We start from the raw sequence: 25258 nt of genomic DNA, 5'->3' as shown, positions 1-25258 counted from the left end.
TGCTTCGCAGAATGACATCAAACTGAAGAGGGGCGGCCCATCTCCGGCCGCCCCTCTCCTCACTCAAGCCATCACCCTACTTCGTGAAGGTGATGGGCCCCGAGGACAGCGTGGTGTTGTTCGCGCCGTCCACCGCGCGCACGCGCCACGTGTGCGAGCCCGTGGACAGACCGTTCAGCGTCGTCTGCTCCGTGCCCACGCCGTACACCTCGAACTCCCACAGCGAATAGCCGTACGCCGTCGCGCGCTGCACGCCGCGCATGCGCACGTAGCGGCCCACGCCGGCCACCGTCCAGTCGTCGATGCCGCCGTCGCCGGTGTCCACCGTCCGCAGCGCCGTCCAGTTGGTGGAGCCGTCCAGCGACGACTCCAGCACGTAGCGGCGGCCGTAGGCGGCTTCCCAGTTCAGCACGATGCGCTTGAGCGAGTAGATGGCCCCCAGGTCGATGGTGATGGACTCCGTGTCACCCGTGGTCGCCGTGCCCACGCTGGACCAACGCGTCGCCAGGCTGCCGTCCACCGCGTCGTTCGCGCTGCCGAACTCCACGGACGTGGCGTAGGCATTCTTCCCTCGCGCCAGGTTCGTGCCCGCCGGCACCGGCGTGCTGCGCAGGATGGAGGGGCTGCGGTCCGTGCCGTCCACGATGAGGACGTACTCCGCCACGCCCGCGCCCACGTCCGTCGTCTGCTCCCAGATGAAGCGCGTGGACGTGCCCGGCACCGACTGCCCGGCCGACGGCGACAGCGCCGCGAAGGCCGCGGGCGGCGTCGTGTCGTTCAGCGTGAAGGTGAACGTCGCGGACTGCGTGACGCCGTTCGCCCAGTTGAACGCCTTCACGAACCAGGTGTGCACCCCGTTCGCCAGCTTCAGCCCATCCAGCGCCGCCGACGGCGTCTTGGTGATGGCCACCGGCATCGCACCGCCGTCCAGGTACACCTCGTAACGCTGGATGCCCGTCTGCGGATCGCTGCTGGCCGCCCAGGTGAACGCCGGACGCGTGCCGGCGATCACCACATTGTTCGCGGGCGTCAGCAGGCTGAACGCCACGGGCGGCGTCGCGTCCGTCAGGCCGAAGCCCTGGATGCCCGCGCCGTACTGGTACAGCGGGTTGCCGTACGTGGGCGGCACCGGCTGGCCCGCCGCGATCTTCTGGCGGATGGCCGTGCGCTCCGCGTCCGTCGCGCCCAGGTCGAACGGCAGGTCCCACTTCTCCAACTGGTTGTTCTCCACGTCCGTGCCAATCTGGTTCATGCCGCGCGGCAGCTGCCACGGCGTCTTGCCCCGAGGCAGCACGTCACCGAACAGCACGTCCGCCACCGCGTAGCCGCCCATGTCGCCCGGGCGGTACGCCAGCATCAGCGCGTTGGAGAGGGGCACCACGTTCGTCAGCACGTACGGGCGCGGGCTGATCAACACCACCGTCGTGGGGATGCCCCGCGACTTGAAGCTGTTGATGACGCCGTACTGGTCGCCCCACTTCGCGTCGTGGGCGGGTCCAATCGGGTCGCCCGGCAGGTAAGGCTTCTCCTTGTCCCACTCCGTGCCGTGGGTGAAGTAGCTCTCGCCCACCACCACGATGGCCGCGTCCGGCGTCACGCCCGCGGGGGCGTTGTCCTTGTAGACCGTGAGCCCCGCGGCCTCCGCGCGCGCCTTCACCGCCGCGTAGATGGTCGGGTCGCCGAACTCGGTGCCGTGGAAGTCCGAACGCCAGGTCACCATGCAGGACATGTCGTCCGCGCGCGGGCCCGCGATGACCAGCTTGCCGCCCGCCGGCAGGCGGATGGGCAGCGCGCCGTCGTTCTTGAGCAGCGTCATGGCCTCCTGGGAGGCGCGGCGCACCGCCGCCTTGCTGTCCGCGGTGTGCCACTGGGACGTGCCGGCCGGGCCCTGCTTGTACGGGTCCTCGAAGATGCCCAGGCGGAACTTCAGGTCCAGGATGCGGCGCACGGAGTCGTTGATGCGCGCGACGGGGACTTCGTTCTCGAAGTTGGCCATGGCCTGCGGCGTCGCGCCGCCCATCACGTCCGAGCCCGCCGTGGCGGAGCGCACCCAAGAACCCGACGGCAGCCAGTCCGAGCAGATGACGCCGTCGTACTTCAGCTGGTTGCGCAGGTAGTTGAGGATGCCCGGGTTGTCACCCGCGCCGTAGCCCTCCGGCCCCAGCAGCCAGCTGCCCGCGTAGCCCGGCATGATGCCGCTGGTGCCCGCCTCGATGGCCGCGTGCCACGGACGCATGTGGTAGTGGATGGTGGTGCCGTCGTAGGTGATGCCCGCCTCACCGCCAGCGCCCTGCCCCGGCCAGTGCTTCGTCGTCACCCAGATGGAGCTCGGGTTCACCTCCGGACCGCCCTGGAGGCCCGCGATGAGCGCGCGGGTGATACCCGACGCCAGGTCCGCGTCCTCACCGTTGCCCTCCTGGATGCGCGGATACAGGACCTTGGTGTTCACCTCCGCCAGCGGAGACAGCGTGCCGCGGCTGCCAATGGCCAATTGCTCGCGGCGCTGGATGTCACCCATCTCGTAGATGGTGTCCAGGTCGCGCGTGGCCGCCAGCGCCGGCTGCGTGGGCCAGCTCGTCTTGTAGCCGTGGATGGAGTCACCCGCGTCGATGTGCGGGATGCCCAGGCGCGTGGCCGCGGACGCCTTCTGGAACATGGGGATGTCCGTGGGCGACAGGGGCCCCATCTGGAAGCCGGCCTCCGGGTACGTCTTGGCGTCGTAGAACATCTGCAGCGCCTTCTCGCGCAGCGTCATGCGGCCCAGCAGGTCGTTCACGCGCACGGAGATGGGGTTGTGCCAGTCCTCGTACGGCTCAATCGTCCCGTTCTTGTTCAGGTCGCGCACGCCGTTGACGAGGTTGACGCCGTCCGCCTGCGTCTCCACCACCGGCAGGTACACGCTGAAGCTGCCAATGTCCGAGCGCGACGTGCTGCCGCCCGACAGCGTGGCAACGACGTACCACTTGTATGTCCAGCGGTCCGGCAGGTCCTCCGTGAAGGTGAAGGACGTGCCCGTCTGCGACGCCACCTGCGTGTAGCGATCCAACAGATTGCCCGCCGCCATCCAGTCGTAGTCGTTGCGCGTGAGGTTGACGTAGAGCTTGTAGTTCGTCGCGCCCGTCACCGTGGCCCAGGACAGCGTGGGACGGCGGGAGGCAGTGATCATCGCGTTGTTGGCCGGCGCGGTCAGGCGGAACGCCCCGGCGACCGGCAGCGGCGCGGGCGCCACGTACGGGTCCGGGATGATGGTGGGGTCGCGAGGATCCGTGGGGCCATTGCCCGTGGAGAAGATTTCGACGTTCCAGTCCGCGCCCTGCACCGCCAGCGCCGTGACGGACTGCGCGCGCTGCTGCACGCCGTTGTAGTCCACCACCGCCAGGCGGATGTCCGTGTTGGGCTGCGTGGGAGAGAACTGGTTCTTCGACAGCGTCACCGTCGTGTTGGGCGGGAACGTGAGCTGGTAGGTGAAGGGCCCGGGCGGATTGCGCACGGACGGCGTGGTGTTGCCCTCCTCCGGCACCGGCGTCACCGACAGCGGCGCGGGCGACACGTTGATCTTCGCGTACGCCAGCTCTGGGAAGTTCAGCTTGAGGGTCTGGTTGGTGGTCTGCGTGGGCGGCGGCGTGGTGCCCCCGTTCTGGTAGACCTCGAAGGACCACAGCGAATAGCCGTAGCCCGTGCCGCGCTCCGTGCCGCGCATGCGGATGTAACGGTACGTGCCGGACACGGGAATCTCCCGGCGGCCGATGGCGCCGTTGGTCACCGTGTTGAGCGTCGTCCAGCTGGTGTCGTTGTTGGAGCCGTCAATCGTGTACGTCTTTCCGTACGCGCCCTCCCAGTCCAGCACCACCTTGCCCACCACCTGGGACGACCCCAGGTCCACGCGGATCCACTGCGGATCCACGCCCTGCGCGGAGGCCCAGCGGGTGTTGATGTCATTGTCGAACGCGAAGCCCGGCTGGAGCCCCGCGGCATCCGCCTCCACGCTGGACGCGGTGGCCGGACGGTTGCGCGCCAGGTCCGTGTTGGTGGGAGGCGGCGTGCCGCCCGTCTCATAGACGGCGAACTCCCACAGCGAATAGCCATACGCGGGCAGCGCGCGCGTGACGCCCTGCATGCGGACGTAGCGGCCCGTGGTGCCGGCCGGCAGGGACAAGTCATCCACGGCGCCATCGCCGGTGTTCACCGTCAGCGCGTCGGTGAAGGTGGTGTTGTTGGTGGAGACCTGGATTTTGTAGACCGTGGCGTAGGCCGGCTCCCAGGTGAGCACCACGCGCGAGATGGTGCGCGTCTGGCCCAGGTCCACGGTGATCCATTCATTCGCCGTGAAGCCGCTGGCCCAGCGGGTGCCACCGTCGCCGTCCACCGCGTACTGGCCCAGGAATGGGGCCTCCGCGGAGGAGGTATACGTGGTCTTGTTCAGCGCGACGTTCGTCTGCGCGCGGGCGTCGGACGCGCCCAGGAGGGACACCACCATGAGCACCGCTGCGAAGGCTTGTAATAACCAGACGCCCGGTGCTTCACGGAGACATGGGCTTGCGCCCCTGCTTGACAATTGCGGCAAGGATTCGGACATTGGGGGATGACTCCTTGGGTAGGAACAGCAACTGCATCCCTGCCCTGACGACACCGCACGCGGGGGCGTGACGGCGGCGTCAAGACAAGGCTCGGGCGTTCCGGCTGTCACACGGCGACAGCCGGCCCGCCTTTCCTGGCACTGCGTTCCTGCCTAGTCCGCGGTGAAGTACAGGTTGTCGAGCAGGAGGAACTGACCGGTCGTGCCACCCTCGGCCGCGAAGGTGAACGGTGACGACACGTCGTTGAGCTTCAGGCCCGCCGCGACGAAGTCCGCCACGGGGATGGACAGGTGGTGCCACTCACCATCGTTCGCCCAGCCGTACTTGGTGACGGTGAGCGGGTTGCCCTTCTCCGCGGTGCCCGTGCCGCTGGTCATGCCGATCTTCACGTTGGCGAAGGCGGCGTCGGACGACTTCATGCTGACGTGGAGCGTCTTCCACGCATCGAAGTTGTGCGTCTGCTTCCAGTGCACACCGAAGCCCATCCACGGCTTGCCGTTCTGGACGATGCGGTCGGCGGACTTGCCCTCGACGTGGTCCGGGTCGGACTCCACGTAGACGGTGTTGTCGTAGAGGTAGAAGTTGGAGTCGATGTTGTCGAGGATGATCTCCTGCGAGCGGCCCGTCTCGTAGAAGATGCCCACCATCAGACGGGCCTTGCCGGCCTCGTAGGGGAACGGCCCCGGCAGCATGTCCGAGGGCTGCGTCCCGCCGTCGGGGTTCGGGTCGTCCGGCAGCTCCTGGCCAGAGTAGTCCGCCGGGCCCGGATCCGGGCGGCAGGCGGCGAGCAGCAGCAACAGGCCCCACACTGGCTTCTTCATGGCTTCACCGCCCGGTCCGCACCACTGGAGGTCTTCACCATCACCCAGCCGCCAGCCACGGTGCCGCCCAGCTCGACGACGCCCTTGTACGCGGGCGTCACCAGGTCGTAGGCCACCGTGCCGGACGCGTCGTACGTCACCGCGTCCGGGAAGTAGTCGAGCACGGACTGGTAGGCCTTCACCGCCATCTCGCGCGTCTGCGCCAGGCTGCCCTGGTCCGCCAGGCCCCGCTGGTAGATGGCCGCCAGGTTGAGGGCCACGTAGTACTGCGCTTCACCGTAAGGCCCGTTCGCGAGCACCGTGGCCCACGAGTAGTAGGCCGCCACGGGGTCCGCCCCGGACTGGATCTGCCACTTCGTCTCCGTGCCCACCCCCGACATCGCGAAGGGGTTGTTCGGGTCATCCAGCACGGAGGTGTTCGGGTAGATGCCCATCGCCGGGTCGGTGACCGTGAAGGTCATGTCGTCCAGCGACTTGCCGTAGATGATGGTCGGATCTTCGTAGCAGCCGGACAGCGCGGCCACGGAGGCAGCCAGCAGGAAACCAGTCCTCATGATGCGTGTTCCCTCAGAGAGAAAGGATGGCATACGCGCCCACCTCGTACTCACGACCGTTCAGGCCCTCGGTGATGCCCCGATCGTTGAGGCCTTCCGAGTACTCGTTCAGCATTCGCACCAGCCCGCGCAGACCGAAGCGCGTGGTCACCGCGCCCAGCACCGGCTTCTTCAAGCCGTAGGACAGGTCCCCGCCCAGCTGCACCGGGTAGGTGAGGTTGAAGACGCGGTGGTAGTCGTACGGACCCCAGTCGTTGAAGCGCAGCTGGGCCGCCAGCAGCAGCGTGTCGTAGAGGGCTGAGCCATCCAGGCCGAAGCGGTGGATCTGCCGGCTGTCCTCGCCGGAGGACTGCTGGCTGCCCACGTACACAGTGCCGTACAGGCGCAGGCGCTGGGTGGGGTTGCCCACCAGGCGCAGGGACGTCTCCCACTCATCGCGGGCCACCGGCGCGCTGCCGAAGGCGATGGTGCTTCCGTCCGCGAGGATGGCGATGCCCGCGTCGCGCGACGTGGGCTGGTGCCGGTAGACGATGTCCAGGCCCGCGGCGAACGGCGCGTCCTCGCGCATGTCGCGGTCCCACGACCAGAACCAGGTGCCCGGCGTCGGGTCGAAGGTGATGAGCAGCTCGCCGCCCAGCGTCTCGCGGTTGTCCAGCACGCTGAACGAGTCCACCAGCACGCTGCGCGGCCGCACGCCCGCGTAGTACATGCCGGAGCCAGGGTCGTACGCGTCCGAGATGGTGGGGTTCGGCCCGATGAGGGGCCTCTGGTACAGGACGTTGGGCGACACCTGGATGGAGCCGAACTGCAACGCCGCGCCCAGCTGGCCCGCGTAGTGGTTGCCGCGGCCGCTCTCGCGCAGGCTCCAGCCGGTGATGATGTTGCCCTGCTCCGGCCCGCTGTCCGCGACGAGTCCACGGAAGGAGGACTGCACCAGCCAGCGCACCGGCCCCATGTCGTAGGTGAGCCGCGCCTTGGCGCCCAGCGTGTCCAGGAACTGCACCTTGTCCTGGAGCACGTCGTAGCCGCTGTTGAGGTAGCTGGGGCCACCTTCCGGAGCGGCGCGCGTATAGGTGAACGTCTCGCCAATGCGCTGGGGCGCGGAGAGCAGGCCGCCCACGTCCAGCACCAGCTTACCGGTGGCGTACTGGAAGTTGAGCGCCGTCCTGCGCGCGATGCGCTCGCGCACCACGGAGGCCGTGGCGGACGACGCGCCCTGCGCCAGGTCCTCCTGGTGCACCAGCGTGACGTTCACCGGGCCCACGTTGTTGCGGTACTTCGCCACCACGGAGGGGTTGGCGCCCCAGTACAGCTCCGGCCCAACGGCGACCTTCAGTCCATCCATGGCCTTCTTGCCGCTGAACACCACGCCGAAGGGCGCGTTGCCGTGGTAGATGTCCAGGTTCGGCCCGTAGTTCGCCTCGCGGTAGAGGTTGAAGAAGTCACCCTCCTCGCCCCAGTGGTAGTGACCGGTGCGGTAGTAGCCTTCCAGCGCGAAGTCCGAGCGGTCGAACTTGAACTCCGCCTGGTACAGGGCGAAGCGATCCAGCGCGGACTGCTCGCGCGCCGGGGCGCCGGGGCCCACCGGGATGTCACCGGAGGTCGGCGTGGAGGGCGTGCCGCGGTTCTCGTAGAACAGGTTGTTGAGCCGGTTCTGCGCCACGTTGCCCACGACGTTGAACGACGCGCGGCCGTAGACGCCGCTGGCCGGCTGCAACGCCAGGTCGAAGAAGATGGATTCGGTGTGGTCCGCCGAGCTCTGGTTGGGCCGCACCGTCGCGATGCTTCCGCGCGACAGTGAGCTGTCGAGCAGCAGCCGCAGGTTCGACACCCGCACCGCGCTGAGCTCCTCCGTGCGCGCCAGCGCCACCGACGAGGTGTAGCCGCTGGTGAGCGCGGACGGACGGATGCCCGCGAAGTAGTCGCGGATGGAGTCCGGGTTGGTCGTCGTTGCGTACGGGTCCAGGCGGAACACGGCCTGAAGGACGTAGTAGGCGGTGCGCGGCTGGATGCCGCTGATGCCGTTGGAGTCCGGCGGGCCCAGGGCCGCGATGCCGAACCACTCCTCGTTCATGTTGTTCTGGCCGGGGACGAAGTCCGCCGCGTAGCCGCCGTTGGGCCACGTCGCGGTGGTGTCGTGGATGGACAGGTTGGACTCCTGGCCGTGCTTCCACCAGCCGTCCACCCACTGGAACACGAAGCCGCCAATGGCGGTGCCGGACATCCCCTGGCCGTAGCCCTCCAGGTAGATCTGCTCCCACTGCGTGCGCAGGTACTCCGCCTGCGCCACGTGGTCCTCGCGGCCCGCGCGAGCGTCATAGGCATCCGCGCCGAACTCGCTGAAGAACACCGGCTTGTTGAGCTTGGCCTTCACCTCCGCGAACATGTCGCGCGCGGTGGGGCCTCGGTAGACGTTCGTGCCCAGCACATCCAGGTCCTGGCAGTGCTTGGCGATGAGGTCGATGTACTGGAGGTCGCCGTTGGCGATGGACACGGGGTGGCTCGTGTCGCGCTTCTTCACCGTGCGGGCCGCCTCGCCGTAGAGCGAATAGAGCGACTCCGCGCGGGCGGCGTCCTCGTGGCCCGGCAGGGCTTCGATCTCGAACGACGTCCAGTGCAGGCCGTAGTTGTTCTCGTTGCCCAACAGCCACATCAGCACGCCGGGCACGTCGCGGTAGAGCTCCACCTTCTCCGCCAACGCGCCGAGGATGGCCTTGCGGTGATCCGGGTTCGAGTAGTCGATGTTGACGACCATGACCCCGTTCACCGGGTGGCCATAGCGTCCCATCAGCGGGTTGAGCAGCGTGTAGATGCCGTAGTTCCGGTAGATGTACTCAACCCAGACAGGCGGGATGTCGTCGAACTGGCGGATGGCGTTGAAGCCCGCGTCGCGGAGCATCCCCATCTCTTTCGCCAGCACCTGCTTGATGAAGTCCTCCGGCTGCGTCCAGAGCGAGTACCGGTAGTTCTCACCGATGGGCGTGTAGCCCCAGTTCACGCCGTGAACGGGGAAGTCCTTCCCGTCCACCTGGAGCTTGAAGCCGCGCTCGTCTTGGATGACTCGCGTCACCGTCGTGCGCTTCGCGTCCGAAGACACGACGGCCTGCGGGGCCGGAGCCGCAGGAGCAGCGATGGGAGCGTCCGCGGGCGCCTGCGGCTCGGGCGTCGCCTGCCCCGGCACGGGCGCGGCGGCATCCACGGGACCGGCGGAGGGCGGCTGCGCGGCGGGCGGCGACTGAAGGGGCGAGCCCGCACCGGACACCTGGGCCCAGGCCTGGGTGCCACCGCACAACGCCAGACACGTCGTCAGGAAGAGCCTTTTCAAGCGGCCTGCTCCACGTCCAGGCCGTTCTGGGCCACGACGTCGCGATAGAGATGGGCGCTGTCCTTCGGGATGCGCTGCTGGGTGGCGTAGTCCACCCACACCAGGCCGAAGCGCTTGGTGTACCCGTAGGCCCACTCGAAGTTGTCCAGCAGCGACCACGCGAAGTAACCCGCCAGCTTCACGCCCTGAGCGATGGCGTCACTGCACGCCGCCAGGTGCCCGCGCAGGTACTCCACGCGCTGCACGTCGTGCACGCGGCCGTCCGCGCTGGGGGTGGTGGAGTACGCGCAGCCGTTCTCCGTGATGTAGATGGGGCCCGGCTTGTATTCCTTTTCCAGGTGCACCAGCAGGCGCGTGAGGGAGGCCGGGCACACCTCCCAGTCCATGTCCGTCTTGTCCGGGCGCACGAACACGGTGCGGGGCGCGTTCTGCTCTTCCGGGATGCGGTTGCTGCGCAGGACGGCGCGCGAATAGAAGTTCACGCCCAGGAAGTCGGTGGGCACGGCGATGGTCTCCAGGTCGCCGGGCTGGATGAAGTCCAGGTTCGGGGACGCGATGCGGCCCGCCTTCACGTGGTCTTCAATCACATCCTGCGGATAGCCCCGGCCGTAGAGCGGCTCCAGGAACCAGCGGTTGAAGCCGCCGTCGAAGTCGCGGGTCGCGTCCGCGTCCTCCGGGCTGGGCGACGCGGGCTCGCCCGGCGTGAGGTTGAGGGTGATGCCCACCTCCGCGTTCTTCACGTTGGCGCGCAGCACCTTCACCGCGTTGCCGTGCGACACGAGCAGCGTGTGCGCGGCGGCCAGCATCTTGGACCAGTCCTTGTGACCCGGTGCGTGCTCGCCGTTGGCGTAGCCCAGGTAGCTGATGCACCAGGGCTCGTTGTGGGTGATCCAGCGATTCACGCGGTCGCCCAGGGCGCGGCTGATGACGTCCGCGTACTCCACGAAGGCGTCACCGGTGGCGCGCGCGGGCCAGCCGCCCTGGTCCTCCAGCACCTGCGGCAGGTCCCAGTGGTAGAGCGTGACGAAGGGCTCGATGCCCGCACCCAGCAGCGAGTCGACGAGGCGCGAGTAGAAGTCCACGCCCGCCGCGTTCACCCGGCCGCGGCCCTCCGGGAGGATGCGCGGCCACGCGATGGAGAAGCGGTAGGACTTCAGCCCCATCCAGCGCATCAGTTCGATGTCCTCCGGCCAGCGGCGGTAGTGCTCACAGGCCACCGAGCCGTCGGACTTGTCTTGGATCTTCCCCGGGGTGGCGGCGAAGCGGTCCCAGATGGACTCGCCCCGGCCGTCCACTCGGGTGGCGCCCTCAATCTGATACGCGGAGGTGGCCACTCCCCAGAGGAAGTCAGGAGGAAACTGACGCATCGGCGGTAACTCCTTTCGGAACTTCAAGGTGGCAGCGGACGAGGTGATTCGCGGCCGGCAGGACGTCGGGAGGCGTGAGGGTGGAGCAGCGAGGCTCGGACACCGGGCAACGAGGAGCGAAGGGACAGCCCACGAGCGGCGGCGACCCCGTGGCGGGGCGCACCGGCAGCGCGGCCTGGAGGAAGTCGTCTCCATCCGGCACCGCGGACAGCAGCAGCTTCGTGTACGGGTGGCGCGGCTGGCGCAGCACTTCATCCGCCCTGCCCGCCTCCACCACGGTGCCCGCGTAGAGCACGAGGATGCGGTCGGCCAGGTGGCGCGCGCTCGCCAGGTCGTGGGTGATGAACAGGATGCCGATGCCGCGCTCCTGCGTGAGGCCGCGAAGCAACTGCAGCACGCCCTTGCGCGTGGACACGTCCAGCATGGACGTGGGCTCGTCCGCGATGATGACCTGCGGCTCCACCGCCAGGGCGCGCGCCACCGCCACGCGCTGGCGCTGGCCACCGGACAGCTCATGCGGGTAGCGCTTCGCGAAGGCCTCCGCGGGCGTCAGGCCCACGGACTCCAGCAGCGACAGCACCCGCGTGCGAAGGCCGGACTTCTGCACCCGGCCGTGGCGCACGAGCGGCCGCTCCAGGTGATAGGCCACCGTGTGCACGGGGTTGAGGGATGCGAACGGATCCTGGAACACCATCTGCACCCGGCCGCGGTAGTCCAGCGACGCCTGCGCGCTGCCGTCCGCCAGCACGTCGCGTCCGGCGAGCCGCAGCTGTCCCGCGTCCGGCATGTCCAGCCGGGCCAAGAGCCGCGCCAGCGTGGACTTGCCGCTGCCGGACTCGCCCACCAGCGCGACGATCTCCCCCGGCTGGAGGGAGAAGGACACGCCCTTGAGGATGGGCTTGCGCTCACGGGAGAAGAAGCCGCCCGCCAGGAAGCTGCGGGTGAGCCCTTCCGCCTCCAGGAGGGGCGCGCTCATCGGTGACCTCCGGGGATGGCGGCGACGCGCGTGGACGGACGGGACACGGCCAGCTCCGGCGCCTTCTGTACTGGCTGCGGCGCGGCGTCCTTCGCGGACAGGTGCGGAAATGAGGACAGCAGCAGCTGCGTGTACGGGTGGCGGGCCCCAGCGCGCAGGTTGGCGGACGTGTCCACCTCCACCAGCTTGCCGCCCTGGAGCACGCCCACGCGGTCCGACAGCGCGAGCAGCAGCGGCAGGTCATGCGTGATGAAGAGCATGGCGAAGCCCAGCCGCTGCTTGAGCTCCACCATGCGCTGGAGCAGCTCCTTCTGCACCACGACGTCCAGCGCCGTGGTGGGCTCGTCCATGATGATCAGCCGGGGCTCCAGGGCCAGCGCCAGCGCGATGCCCACGCGCTGCCTCATGCCACCGGAGAGCTGGTGTGGCCACGCCGTCACCAGGTCCGGCGACAGGCCCACCATGCCCAGCAGCTCCCGCGCGCGGGCGTAGGACGTGGCGCGCGACACGCGGCCGTGCGCCGCGAGCGTGTCGTGGAACTGCTCGCCCAGCGTGAGCACCGGGTTGAGCGCGCTCATGGCGCTCTGAAACACCATGGACACCTGGCGCCAGCGGAACGCGCGCAGGGCCGGGCCCTCCAGCGCGGTGACGTCCATGCCGTTGAAGAGGATGCGCCCCTGCGCGACGCGCGCGGAGGCAGGCAAGAGGCCCAGCAGCGCGGAGCCGATGGTGGACTTACCGCTGCCGGACTCACCCGCCAGGCCGAACACCTCGCCGGGCGCCACGTCGAACGACACCGAGTCCACCACGCGGGAAGCGCCCTTCTCCGTCGCGTAGTCGATGCACAGGTCCTGCACGCGCAGGAGCACGCCCGGTACCGGCTTCTCCAGGTGCGCGCGCGGGGCGGTGCTCGCGGGCAGCGCCGCCGGCTTGTGCACGCGCAGCGAGGGGTTGGTCAGCTCGTCGATGGCGGAGCTCAGCAGCGTGAGCGCGAAGCCCACGAGCGCGATACACATGCCCGTGGGGACGAAGATCCACCAGGAGCGCGTGAGCAGCGCCGCGTCGTTGCCGGCCCAGTAGAGGTTGGTGCCCCACGTCACCACGCTCACGTCGCCCAGGCCCAGGAACTCCAGGCCCACCTGCGCGCCCACGGCATAGAGCGTGTTCCCGATGAACGACGAGCCCACCAGCGACGCCATGTTGGGCAACAGCTCCCGCGACACGATGCGCGAGTGGCTCTCCCCCGTCACCACCGCCGCGGACACGAAGTCGCGCCCGCGCAAGGCCAGAGACTCCGCGCGGAACACGCGAGCGTTCCAGGCCCAGCCCGCCACGGTCAGCACCGCCACCATGCGCAGCGGGCCGGACGGCAGGTACGCGCCCAGCACGATGGCCAGCGGCATGCCGGGGATCACCAGGAACACGTTGGTGGTGAGCGACAGCGCGTCGTCCACGCGGCGGCCCAGGTAGCCGGCGGTGATGCCCACCAGCGCGCCCACCAGCGTCACGAGCGCGCCCACCGCGAAGCCCACCGCCAACGTCTGGCGCGCGCCCACCACGGTCTGCGCGAGCACGTCCTGTCCCTGGCCGGTGGTGCCGAACCAGTGCGCCGCGTTGGGCGGCTGGTGCGGCCGGCCCACGAGGTCCGTGGGGTCCATCACGAAGAAGGGCCCCACCACCGCGAGCAGCAGGAAGAACACGAGCAGGCCGCCGCCCACCGCCGCCTTCCGGTGGCGGGAGAGCCTTCGCAGGAAGTCACGCATGGGCGCGGGTCCTCGGATCCAACCAGAGGCAGATGAGGTCCACGGCGAAGTTCGCCGCGAGCACCGCCAGCGTGATGACCAGGAAGAGCCCCTGCATCAGCGGGTAGTCCTGGTTGCGCACGGCGAGGATGAGCAGGTAGCCCGTGCCCGGATAGGAGAAGACGATCTCCGTCAGCAGCGAACCGGACAGCACGAAGCCCACCGCCATGCCGAAGCTGGTGACGTTGGGCAGCAGCGCGTTGCGCGCGGCGTAGCGCAGCATCACCTGCCGGGGCGGAAGGCCACGCGCGTGCGCCAGGCGGATGGAGTCCGTGCCCAGCGTGGCCACCATCGTGTTGCGCATGCCCAGCATCCAGCCGCCCAGCGTGGCCACCACGATGGAGGACGCGGGCAGCACCGCGTGGCGGGCCACGTCCGCGGCGAACGCGAACGACAGCCCCGGCTCCATGTCGTGCCCGTACGCGTGGCGCAGCGGGAACCACCCCAGCACGAAGCCGAAGAGGTACAGCGCCAGCATGGCCAGCCAGAAGTACGGGAAGGCCCCCAGGAACGCGAGCGCCGGAGCCAGTCCCGAGTCCAGCCACCCGCCTCGGTTCCACGCGGCGAGCACGCCCAGGAAGGACCCCACCACGAAGCTGATGATGACGGCCACGCCAGCCAGGGCCACCGTCCACATCAGGCCGGTGCCAATCACTTCCGTCACCCGCGCGGGGAAGTAGGCGTAGGACATGCCCAGGTCGCCCTGCACCAGGTGCTTCAGGTAGGTGAAGTACTGGGCGTAGAGCGGCGCGTCCGTGAAGCCGAAGGCGGCCTTCAGCGCGCCCATGGCCTCTGGCGCGACCTTGCCCTCGAAGCGCGCGAACATCGCCGCGGCCGGGTCGCCGGGAGCCAGGCGCGGAATCACGAAGTTGAGCGTGAGCGAGGCCCACGCGGCGATGAGGTAGAAGCCCATTCGCCGGAGGATGTAGCGGCCCATGGTCAGCGCTCCCTCGGAGACAGCTGCGTCAGCACCAGCAGGCTGTCGGGCTCCGCGTGCGGCGCGAGCCGCGCGTAGGGGTTCTGCTCGGTGGGGAAGCCCGTGAAGCGCGAGGAGTTGGACTCGCCCCAGGACGGGTTGGGGAACAGTGGGATGGCGGGCGCGGTGGCGGAGAAGCGCTGCTGCACCTGGGACATCAGCGCGTGCTGCTCCTCCGGCGTGCCGGCGCGCTCGAAGCGCACGAGCAGCTCATCCGCCTGCGCGTCGCCCATGCGGTGCCAGTTGGCCGCGGCCACCTCGCCCACCGGGCGCACCGTGCGCGGTGACAACAGCCACTTGTAGAAGTTGTACGGAGTGGGGCCGTCCAGCGACCAGGAGATGGCCAGTTGGAACTCACCCTTCTGCAGGCGCGTGAACCAGGTGCCGAACTCGTACGTCTTGAGCGTCACGCCGATGCCCAGCTTGCGCAGGTCGCGGCCCACCACCTGCCCTGCCCGCACCCAGTCCGACCACCCGCTCACGACCTCCAGGTCCAGCGCGAAGGGCTGCCCATCCTTCAGGCGCCGCATGCCGTCCGCGCCGCGCGTGAGGCCCGCCTCGTCCAGGAGCTTGTTCGCCGCGGCCAGGTCGTAGTGCGTCCACGCGTCCTTGGCGACCTCCGCGTCCTTCCAGCCGGTGTACGCGTCGTTGAGGGCGGTGGCGTCCGCGGGGCGGGTGTAGCCATACATGGCCACCTCCACCAACCGGTCGCGGTCCAGCGCCATGCTCAGCGCCTTGCGCACGCGCACGTCATCCAGCGGCGGGCGCGTGGTGTTGGGATAGAGGAAGACGGTGCTGCCGTAGAGCGGGAACCAGCGCGCGTGGTGCGCGGGGTCTCTCGACACGAAGGTGCGGTCCACGGCCGGCACGAAGTTGCCCGCCCAGTCCACCTCCCCCTCCACGAGCGCCATGTTGGCCTGGTCGTTGGTGGGGAACGCGAGGAAGCGCAGCGCGGACACCGCGGGCTTGCCGGGCTGCCAGTAGTGCGGGTTCTTGCCCAGCTCGTAGACCTGGTTGCGGAACAGCGTCACCTGCGTGAAGGGCCCGGTGGCCACCGGCTCCGGGTTGGTGAACGTCACCGGGTCCGCGACGTCCTTCCACACGTGCTGGGGCACGATGATCTGATGCGCCAGGTCGCTGAAGCCCGGCAGGTACACGCGTGAGAAGGTGAAGGCGACGGTGCCCTTCCCTTCCGTCTTCACGTCCGTGAGGAAGCGCCACACGCCGCCCGCGTCCAGCGCCGGGTGCTGCTTGAGCAGGCCGAAGGTGTAGACGACGTCGTCCGCGGTGAAGGGCTTGCCGTCGGACCAGAGGACGCCGTCGCGCACGTTGAAGCGCAGCGTGAGCTGGTCCTCCGACCACGCGTGGCCGGTGGCCAGCCACGGCACCCACTTGCCCTGCGCGGAGCTGAAGATCTCCATGCACTCGTACACGCCCGCCCGGGTGGGCCAGCGCGCACCGGCGCCCGCGAACAGCGGGTTGAAGTTGCGCACCCACGCGCTCTGCTGCTCCACGGAGACGAAGAGCACGCCCGGCGGCCGGGGGCGCGGCTCGGACGAGCACGCCACCAGCAGCGCCAACGGCAGGAGCGCGCGGGTGAACCTCACTGCGCGGCCCTTTCGTAGACGCGCACGTAGTCCACCTTCATCGTCTGCGGGAACACCGTCTTGGAGTCCGGCGGCCCCACGAACGAGCCGCCCACCGCGATGTTCAGGATGATGAAGTGCGGATGGTCGTAGACCCACTTCCGGCCGGACGGCAGGTTCTTCGGCGTCACCTCGAAGAAGACGGTGTCGTCCACGATGAAGCGCAAGAGCTCCGGCTCCCACTCCACCGCGTAGATGTGGAAGTCCTCGGCGAGCGGCGGCCCGGAGACGGCGTGCTGGCGGCCGAGGTTCGAGCCACCGGAGTAGCCCGGCCCGTGCACCGCGCTGCTCACGACGGAGGGGATCTGCCCCTTGTGCTCCATGATGTCGATCTCGCCGCAGGCCGGCCAACCGACGGAGTCCACGTCCGCGCCCAGCAGCCAGAACGCCGGCCAGATGCCCCGGCCCGTGGGCAGCTTGATGCGCGCCTCGATGCGACCGTAGGCCTTGCTGTAGCGGTTCTTCGTCGTCAGGCGCGCGGACGTGTAGTCGTTGTTGCCGTAGCGCTCGCGGCGCGCGGTGATGGCCAGGTGGCCCTCGCCGTCCAGCGACGCGTTCTCCGCCCGCGACGTGTTGTATTCGTACTGGCCGTTGCCCCATCCGTCCCCGCCCACGTCCGGGACCCAGCGCTCCTTTGAAGGCAGCGAGCCCGCCGGACCGTCGAACTCGTCCTGCCAGACGACTTCCCACCCCGTGCCCGGCTGCTCCGTGACGGGCCTGGGTTGCTCGTTTTGCCTGTTATCCAGACCTGCTGCTGGATCACACGAAGCCATTCCCAGGCCCGAGAGGGCCAGGGCGAGGACAAGACGGCGCGAAGTCATGCACTTCTCCCGACGTGCTGCGTGGGAAAGAGGGAGCGGTCGCGCAGCGCCGCCTGGAGCACCAGGGTGGCCGCGCCCACGGCGATGGCCCGCTCTCCCAGCACCGACGTGACGATGCGCGTCTCCGCCATGGAGACAGACAGGGCGCGCTGCCGCACGGACGCGCGCAAGGGGTCGAGCAGCATCTCGCCCACGGAGGAGATCTCCCCGCCCAGCACGACGATGGCGGGGTTCAACAGGTTGAGCAGGCCGCCCACGGCGATGCCCAGGTAGGCGCCCATGCCGTCGATGATCTGCTTCGCGGCGGCGTCACCCGTGCGGGCGCCCTCCACCAGGTCGCGCACGGTGGGGCCCTTGCGGCCGCGGGTGCCCATGAGCTCGCGTGCGCGTTCGGTGAGCGCCGTGGAGCCGATGAGGGTGACGAGGCAGCCCCTCAGGCCGCACACGCAGAGCGGGCCGTTGGAGTCGACCGGGATGTGGCCGATTTCACCGGCCATTCCGCCGGCGCCCCGGTACACGTCGCCGTGGATGATATGGCCCGCGCCGATACCGGTGGCCAGCTTGATGTACGTGAGGTCCTCGCCGCCGGAGCCCGCGCCCCAGAAGCACTCCGACAGCGCGCCGAGGTTCGCGTCGTTGTCCACGAACACCGGCATGTCGAAGGTGGTCTCGAACCACTCCTTCACGTCCACGTGCTTCCACGCGGGGAGGATGAGGGGGGACATCTTGCCGGGAGCGGCCGGGTGCACGGGGCTGGGCACGGCCACCCCCATGCCGACGACGGAGCGGCGCGGGACGCGCTCGGCCTCCAGGCACTCCTGGACCAGCTCCTTCGCCTTCTGCAGCGACCCTTCCGGATCGCCGCGCACCGCGTGGCTCGCCTTGCTCTGCGTGCGCACGCGGCCGCGGAGGTCCGTGAGGACGACGGTGACGTGGCTGGCGCCCAGTTCGACGCCCACCAGGCTGAAGGCTTCGTCGCAGAAGCCGATGAGGGTGGGACGGCGGCCCCCGCGGGAGACCCCGGCGCCAATGCTGCGCACCAGGCCCGCGTGCTCCAGGTCCGCGACGATGGCGGAGACGGTCGACGGGCTGAGCTCCGTGCGCCGGGCGATCTCCGCCCGGGAGATCTGACGCTCGCGCCAGATCATGTTGAGCAGCAGGCCGCTGTTCTGCGCACGCATGCCCGCCGCATCGACCGTCAACACCGCCGTTCCCGCTTTCATCGTCCGCTCACGTTCCTGGTTGGGCGCACAGGGCGCTCAGATGGGAGTCACTGCCACTGGATGTCGTCGATGTAGAACACGAACGGCTCTTCGTGGCCTCCCGCGGACCATCCGAAGCCCGCCGCTACGTCGGCGTAGCGGATCTTGCTGATGTCGAGCGTGTACTTCACCGGCGCGTTGGTCAGCACGGCGGCGGGGTTGAGCTTCTTCTCGAAGCCGTCCTGGGAGTCAGGGCCGTAGCCGACGAAGAAGTCGACGGTCTCTCCGCCCTTGTCGCTCCAGGCATAGAAGGTCACGGCCTTCGCGCCGTCCGGAACCAGGAAGCCCGGCGTGTTGGTCTTGCCCCAGTTGTCCTGCGGGTACTGCCAGAAGACGCCCGCCCAGCCCTGGCTCTTCTTCGTGTAGGTGAACTTGTGGCACGTCCCCAGGCCCGTGCCCGGGCGGGGCGTGGCGCAGACGGGCTCGTCCTTCAGGCCGTCCTCCGAGCCGTCACCCATGTAGCCGCTGGACTGCCAGGTGCCGTCCACCGCCAGGGGCAGCGTCGTCTGGGTGCCCGCGTCGGTGCCCGCATCCGTCTCCGTGCCCGCGTCGGTGGTGGTGCCCGCGTCGGTGGTCGTCCCGGCGTCGGTGTTGGTACCCGCGTCGGTGTTGGTGCCCGCGTCGGTGTTGGTGCCCGCGTCGGTGTTGGTGCCCGCGTCAGTCTTGGTACCGGCGTCGTTCTGGGTGCCAGGCGTGGGGTCGTCCTCGGGATCACAGGCCCCCACGAGCCCCGCGAGCGCGAAAACTCCGACAGCCGTCAACGTCCACGCGAACCGCTTGTTGCGAAGCATGAATCCCCTCCGGGTTGTCTTGCTGGGATGACTTCGTTCTTACGGCGAAGAAATCAAAACCTGCTGGAATCCGCCGCCCGCATGCCGCGTCGCGTTACCCATGCAGCCCTACGCCAGAGGAGAAACCGCCGTCTCCCGCCGCCGGGGCCCCTGCCATCTGGAGCCGCCCTGCGTCCCCGCCCACCGCGAACATGCGAGTTCGTTCGATTGACGAAGAAATACCAGCCCCCTTTACCCATTTGCAAGCAGCCGAGAACGCGTTGCGCGGCGTAAACCGGTTGATGCGGTGCGCCGTGCCTGCCCCGGGGAACCACACCGCGCCAGGATGCGCGGGGTCCGACCTCAAAGCAGGGAGACCCTGGAGTCGCTGTACGCGGCTCCAGGGTCTCGCTCACGACCTTCAACATCTGACTTCCGGTTCAGCCAGGAGTGCACGGCACGTCGCACGCCTCATGCTGGCAACGAACGCACCTCACCGGGCCTGATGCCTTGCACGCGTCGAGAACGCCCTGAAGGACCTCTCCAGTCCACTCTTCCGCCTGCCGGTAATCCGCCTCACCCACGCGGCCACGTGGCAGGGTCGTTACGACGACCAGGAAGAAGGCGGGCCCAAGAACCTTGTGATGCTGAATCCTCACAGGAACCTGATGAGCCATTGAGGGCCCATCAGGCTCCGCAACCACAAACAGCTGATTGTCCAGTTTGCCGGTGCTCCGCAATCGGAGTCGATGCAGTCCCTCATTGATGCATGACTCCGTCACCGCCGACTTGAGGCGCGCCGACCGTTCCACCGATGGTTCGGCCTTCGTGCCGGGCAGCCATGAGCACGCCCACAAGGCCGAAGCAGCAACTACGAGAATGAGGAATAACGAAGGCTTCATGTTCACTTGGGCATCTGCGTCGGCCAGGGGCTCGGCGGGTTCTGTCTCGGTCCCCACTCAAGAGGATTCAGCTTGTGGTGCGTTCCAGTGAAGACCTGCGAAAGTCCCTGGAACATCAAATGCAGTGGAAAGTATTCGTTCCCCAGGACATCCGACTGCAGGACATGCGCCTCTTCGTGGGGGCGATTGCTAAGGTCCGTGTTTCTATAGCAGATAACCCGCCCAAACGTGGTGTCGTAACCCCTCTGCGCCTGGACTGGGTGATTCAGCACTTGAATGTATGGGCCAACCGTTGGCGAAAACTGGAGGCTGACGTTCGCACCATTAAAAGCACCGTATCCAACCCCATACACAAGACCCACGAAGTTCTGGATGTTGAAGATCGGGTCCTTTCCGGTCGGGTCGGTCACATTGACCGGATTGTTCACCGCGTATGCGTACGCCGGCAGCACAGCCGGCCCCATCGCGAGCAACGGCTCCGGCTGCAGGTACCGCCCCACGCTCGGGTCGTAGTAGCGGTTCCAGTTCTCGAAGAGGTCCGTCTCCGCGTCGTAGTAGTGCCCCGGGAAGCGCAGGGGCGTCCAGAAGGGCTGTGCGCCCGTCTGGTAGCGCTGGTAGTCGAAGCCCTCCATCGCCGCTCCGGTGGACGTGTTCGGTCCGGAGCTGTCGGGTGGGCCCGCGCTGATACCCACGCCTATCCCATCGGCGGGCAACGAGAACCAGGGGGTGATCACCTGGTTCATCTCCGGGTCCAGATAGGTCACCTCCTGAGGATCCAAGGGGTCATTCCTGAAGACCGTCACTTCGTCTTGCCCATCATGGATGTCGATGAACAGGAACCGAGCCCGCGCACGAACATGGACGCTGCTGTTCTCCGCAGTCTGCTGGAAACCAGTGAAGATCTCTCCGTCGTCATCTGAGTAGGGGATCGCGGTACTGTCCGCGGTAGTGAGCCGATTGACGTGGCCAAAGGGTTGGTAATCCGCCGCGCCCGCTACCAGCCCGTCACCGTTCAACATCAGAACCGGCTTGCCCACGATGTCCGTCACGGGGAAATAGACGCCGCACGCTGCGGCTTCACCGTCACGTCGGCAATCCGCGGTCGAATCCGGTTCCCGGACGTTCTGCGTCGCGTTCAGCCTGCCCCGGAAGAGCATCAACGGACGTCCTCCGAGCCAGACGTAATCATCCACCACGCGGAAGTTATCCTGGGTCTGCGGGACGAGTTCATTCCACCCCTGGTCCACCAGCAGTTGGTTGCCAGTGCCATGGAAGAATTCATCCCGCCGGTTGAATGGGTTGACCTTGGCGCGTCTGCGGCCCAGGGCATCGTAGAAATAGTTGTACGTCATGCCGTTGACCCGAACGGCACGGAAGACGGATTCTCGCGCCGAGCCCTGCCCTTCCGACGCGTTGAAGGGCGCGTAGCGGAACTCCATCAGGTTCGCGGGCTGCCCCGACGTGTAGTGGCCCAACTCCTTGCTCGCGACGCGACCATCCGCGTCGTAGGTGAAGTTAACCACTTTCGACTGCCCGTAGTACTGCGGGTACGGAGGCGTCACGGACTGCAACAGGTCCGCACGAACCCCAGTCTCATACCCAAGCGTGTGAGCTGGCGTGCTGCTGAAGTGAGTAGATTGAGACCGGTTGCCACGGCGATCGTACTCAAACGTCTGCTGTTCAAAGGCGCCACCGGTCGCATCCCGGTTGCCCGTGGGCCGGGACGCAGACGTCAGCCGCAGGGTCCGATCATAGGCATACAGCTCCGTCCTGGGCGTCGTCGCCCCCAGAAGGCACGTATCCGTCCGTGCGACCTGATCCGCGTTCCACGTATAGGTGCGCTTGTAGATGCCGCCATTGTTGAACGTGCTGCCCGGAGTGAAGTCATCCCGGTACACGCGCAACGAGCGCGGCCGCCCCGTCAGATCCGAATTCGCGGCGGACGGGAAGGCCACCGCGCAATTGGCCGGGGCCTGCGTTCCATCATCCCCCAGTGCGTACTCCACGGCCACCGGGCGTGATTGAGCGGGCAACGGGTTGATCTGGTAGCCCCGCAGACCGCCGAACGGCTCCCAGGCCACCTTGCTCACCAGCCGTTGGGTTTCCGGACCGGAGGTCGTGAACAGGGTCACGTCGACGGCGGAGACACGATGCGCATTCGCATGCGTGCCATAGATATAGGTGACCGTGCGCCCGTACGGGTACTGGACGTCCGACAACCGGCCAAGGCCGTCGTACGAGTACCGCGTCTCCAGCTCCGGCGTGCATCCCGAGTCGCCCTGTCGCTGCCGCAGCTCCGACTCCACCCGACCCAGCAAGTCGTAGCGGAACCAGGTGCGGCCCAGGGAATCGTCGCGGTACCGCAACCCGCCCTCGGAGTGCATCACGTTGCTGCCACAGCTCGACGGCACCGTCCCGTCCGAGTCATAGCCGAACTGGTAGAGCGTCTCACTGACAGGCGTGGTGCCGCTGCTCCTGCGCTTCGCGCTCAGAGGCCGGTTCAAGATGTCGTAGCCGTACTCCAGCCACTCGTTCGCCAACCGCATGGCCTCCGTCTGCTTCACGAGCAAGTTGCCGCGCGCATCGAACGCCTGGCGCACCGGTCCGGTGGCATGCGGAAGCTGGGTCTGAACAAGGTTTCCGAAGTCGTCGTACTGGTACGAAGCCAGCAGTCCACAACCCGCGGCCGCGCTGGCACAGCCCGCACGAACGGCGTTCACGTTGCCCTGGGCATCGTAGGCAATCGTGGTGTGCTGTTCGACCCCGCCGCTCAGATACTCCGAGACGCGGTTGAGGCGGTCCGCCGAGTCGTACCCCATCTGCGTGCAGAGCGCGGAGAGGGTCGTATCCGGATTGCGGCAGAAGTCGGGGGCGGCATTGAAGGGCCGGCCGGCCGCGACCAGGTTGTTATTGAGGTCGAAGCCGCTGATGGCGGTGAAGCTACCCGTTCCCTCGCCCTGCCGAGCGTAGGTGGGGCGCGATTGGGGATCCGGATGATGCGTTGTCCGGGTCCGGAGTTCCTCGACGCCATTGATGCGGGAACGCCGCTCCTCGGTCTTCAACGCACCATTGGGCCAGTAGGTCTTGACCGACTTTTCGCTCCAGTCCACTCCCAACTCATCATCGGCCACGGCCACCCACTGGAGCTGGGTGGTCTTCTGTCCGCCCTGGCATCCCGCACCCGTCGTTCCGGTCCGATAGCAGTAGACCGTCCAGACTCCGTCAGACTGCTGTACCGCGCGCACCTGTGCTCCGTCGTAGCGCAGCGTCGTCGACAGCCCCTCGCCCGTTGCGCTCACGAGGCGTCCACCCTGGTACGTCATCGACATGATGCCGCCTTGAGGGGTGACGACCGTGGTCGCGACGCCGCGTGCGTCGTAATTCCGGTATTCGGTCGTGAGCGGTGACGAGGAACAGGTGTTGGAGTCACCCTGATGAGAGGTGTAACGCGACATCTTCCAGAGGCGTCCCGCGTTGTTGCTGCGCTCCACGGAGGGCGGCCCGTAGTAGCGGTACTGGGTGAGGGGGTAGTCAGAACCCGTGCAGCCCGTGGCTTCCGGGCCGCTCACGAGGCAAGGCCCCCGGACCTCCTTCAGCACCGTTCCTCCGGTGTCGGACTCTCCAGAGCACTTGAGGTGGTTGTAATAGAAGATGCCGACATGGCGGGCCACGGGGCTTGACCACGTGCCCGTGGACTCGTTGAAGGTCTGGGTGAAGCCGGAGCGGATCACGGACTTCTCGAACCGCGTCGCCGTGTCGTAGGTGGTCCGCGTGACGACCTGGCCATTCGGCTGCAATACGGACGGCCTGGAGTCGGAGGAGGTCTCCACCGGATTCCAGGGGTGCGGGATTGCTCCTGAAGGGATGCTGGCGAACACCTGGGTCGTCGTTCCACCCGTGACGCCACCCGTGCCGTTGGCGCTCTGAGCACCGTAACTCCGAGACACCTGCGCCACCGGGCTGACCGTCCCGGGAACAGAGCTCGTGCCCGCCGGAGCAAAGGTCATCTGGGTGACGTCGTAGCGCCCGAGCTTGTTCCAGACAGAGCTCAGGTAGAGCGTGCCATCCGCCGGAGTCGCGTAGGCAAAGTTGATGTCTCCGGCCGCGAAACTCATGCAGTTGCCCGACAGGCACGCGTCCTGGACGCCGTCCAGGATGGCGTAGGGCGCGTAAGCTGTGCCGCGGGTGAAGAACTTGCGGCGATATTGAACCGACGTGCCGGCGGAGTCTCCTGAGGTCGCGGTCATGGGTTCCGCTGAGGGAGGGACACAGGTGGGTCCTCCTCCCATGGCGGCCGGACCATCACAGTCGCCGGACCCCGCACTCATGGCCATGCTGGTGGTCGTGCCCGTGCTGACCGACGCCACCTTGCCGGACTGATACTGGTGCCCCGTCAGGGCCAACTGATTGACCGAGACCTTCCAGGCCGTGGAGGTGGCGGTGGTCGCGGTCGTGTCCTCGTAGGCGACGTTGTCCCCGGTCTCCGGATAGTCGACCCCGGCGAGGAGGCCGGGCCTTTCGACGCTGAGACCCGAGGTCAAGGCATAGTGGTAGACCGCGACCGCTGTCTCAGAGGTATCGGAGGAGTTGGCGTTGTTGCGCAGGTACAGCGTATCCAGGACGCACTCCGCTCCCGGAGTGACTCCCGGGGCGGTATTGATGGCCCGATAGGACAGGCGCAGCCGACCGCCCTCCTCTGTCGTGACAGTGGAGAGGAACGGGACGCCATTGTTCAGGGCGCTCCCACCCGGGCAGGCGACCATCTGGCCGTTCTGATTGAATGGAGGGGGTGTCGCGTATGTCAGCGTGAGACGGACGCGCGGAGTTCCCGTCAGGCGATCTTCCTCGATTCGAGTCAGGAAGAAGCGACGCACCAGGCCACCGGCCGTCGCCGTCCACCTGTGGCCATAGATGAAACGGCCTTCCCCCGGTTTGGTGAGGATGAAGGTACCGTTGGAGGCCCAGAAGAGGCTGGCATTGGACCAGCGGCTGTTGGTGCGGAGCGTGGCGTAACATCCGGAGCCGGTGATCAGGCAGGCGGAGAACTCGATGACTTCGCCCTCCGTATCGCGAACGGCCCAGGTGCTGACCCCCGGAACACTCCCCTGGACATGGACGAAGCTGTAGAGGGTGTGCCACCAGCGCATGGAGCTCTGGCGGGTCGGGCTGGAGCCAAAGGGCTTCGCGACGAACGGCTCCGCGCTGTTGCCCAACATCGACTGGTAGGACCAGAAGTTGTCGGTGGAGACGTACTTGCGGACGAAGTTCAGGCCACCCTGCTCTCCATGGATGCCCACATCCGCCACGGTAAAGCGAGTGGTGAAGTCCTTCAGGTTCACGCGAGGCGCGGACATCGCGGAGACACCGGAGGCCGCGACCGTGTCGCCACCGCTTTCACAGACGTCCGGCTTGGGATCCGAGACCTCCCCTTCCTCCGAGCGATCTCCCCCACCCCCACC

13 protein-coding genes are annotated in these 25258 nt (G+C 67.8%); all 13 read right to left on the bottom strand.

Annotated features, from left to right (window positions below):
* Window positions 1-76 precede the first annotated feature (76 nt).
* Window positions 77-4477 carry a discoidin domain-containing protein gene (locus tag D7X99_RS28045; protein WP_233613783.1) on the bottom strand — a complete coding sequence of 1467 codons (4401 nt, stop codon included), beginning with the start codon at window positions 4475-4477 and terminating at the stop codon, window positions 77-79.
* Window positions 4478-4729: 252 nt separating this feature from the next.
* Complete coding sequence (locus D7X99_RS28040; RefSeq protein ID WP_121780466.1) at window positions 4730-5398, bottom strand: putative glycoside hydrolase; 669 nt, start codon at window positions 5396-5398, stop codon at window positions 4730-4732.
* On the bottom strand, window positions 5395-5952 hold the full coding sequence (locus D7X99_RS28035) for a hypothetical protein (RefSeq protein WP_169831375.1): 558 nt from the start codon (window positions 5950-5952) through the stop codon (window positions 5395-5397). Before D7X99_RS28035 ends, D7X99_RS28040 begins: the two co-directional genes overlap by 4 nt.
* A gap of 13 nt (window positions 5953-5965) precedes the next feature.
* Window positions 5966-9277 carry a glycoside hydrolase family 2 TIM barrel-domain containing protein gene (locus D7X99_RS28030; protein ID WP_121780464.1) on the bottom strand — a complete coding sequence of 1104 codons (3312 nt, stop codon included), beginning with the start codon at window positions 9275-9277 and terminating at the stop codon, window positions 5966-5968.
* Window positions 9274-10644 (bottom strand): GH1 family beta-glucosidase, encoded by a 1371-nt coding sequence (locus tag D7X99_RS28025; protein WP_121780463.1) that lies wholly within the window; start codon window positions 10642-10644, stop codon window positions 9274-9276. Before D7X99_RS28025 ends, D7X99_RS28030 begins: the two co-directional genes overlap by 4 nt.
* On the bottom strand, window positions 10625-11620 hold the full coding sequence (locus D7X99_RS28020; protein WP_121780462.1) for an ABC transporter ATP-binding protein: 996 nt from the start codon (window positions 11618-11620) through the stop codon (window positions 10625-10627). The genes D7X99_RS28025 and D7X99_RS28020 overlap by 20 nt, the downstream gene beginning before the upstream one ends.
* Window positions 11617-13383, bottom strand: a complete 1767-nt coding sequence (locus tag D7X99_RS28015; protein ID WP_121780461.1) for a dipeptide/oligopeptide/nickel ABC transporter permease/ATP-binding protein — start codon at window positions 13381-13383, stop codon at window positions 11617-11619. The genes D7X99_RS28020 and D7X99_RS28015 overlap by 4 nt, the downstream gene beginning before the upstream one ends.
* Window positions 13376-14359: an ABC transporter permease gene (locus D7X99_RS28010; RefSeq protein ID WP_121780460.1), complete on the bottom strand. Its 984-nt coding sequence runs from the start codon at window positions 14357-14359 to the stop codon at window positions 13376-13378. The genes D7X99_RS28015 and D7X99_RS28010 overlap by 8 nt, the downstream gene beginning before the upstream one ends.
* A 2-nt stretch (window positions 14360-14361) precedes the next feature.
* Window positions 14362-16005 (bottom strand): ABC transporter substrate-binding protein, encoded by a 1644-nt coding sequence (locus D7X99_RS28005; RefSeq protein ID WP_121780459.1) that lies wholly within the window; start codon window positions 16003-16005, stop codon window positions 14362-14364.
* Window positions 16002-16865 carry a family 16 glycosylhydrolase gene (locus tag D7X99_RS28000; RefSeq protein WP_121780458.1) on the bottom strand — a complete coding sequence of 288 codons (864 nt, stop codon included), beginning with the start codon at window positions 16863-16865 and terminating at the stop codon, window positions 16002-16004. Before D7X99_RS28000 ends, D7X99_RS28005 begins: the two co-directional genes overlap by 4 nt.
* Complete coding sequence (locus D7X99_RS27995) at window positions 16862-18088, bottom strand: ROK family transcriptional regulator (RefSeq protein ID WP_120579751.1); 1227 nt, start codon at window positions 18086-18088, stop codon at window positions 16862-16864. The genes D7X99_RS28000 and D7X99_RS27995 overlap by 4 nt, the downstream gene beginning before the upstream one ends.
* Before the next feature lie 47 nt (window positions 18089-18135).
* Window positions 18136-18918 (bottom strand): hypothetical protein, encoded by a 783-nt coding sequence (locus D7X99_RS42430; protein WP_147476285.1) that lies wholly within the window; start codon window positions 18916-18918, stop codon window positions 18136-18138.
* A gap of 883 nt (window positions 18919-19801) precedes the next feature.
* Complete coding sequence (locus tag D7X99_RS27980; RefSeq protein ID WP_169849634.1) at window positions 19802-25138, bottom strand: RHS repeat-associated core domain-containing protein; 5337 nt, start codon at window positions 25136-25138, stop codon at window positions 19802-19804.
* Between the last annotated feature and the right edge of the window lie 120 nt (window positions 25139-25258).

The sequence above is a fragment of the Corallococcus sp. AB032C genome (assembly GCF_003668935.1).
Classification (GTDB): Bacteria; Myxococcota; Myxococcia; order Myxococcales; family Myxococcaceae; genus Corallococcus; species Corallococcus exiguus.
Note: the sequence above shows the minus strand (reverse complement) of the source record. Positions and strands in the feature narration are given on the sequence as shown.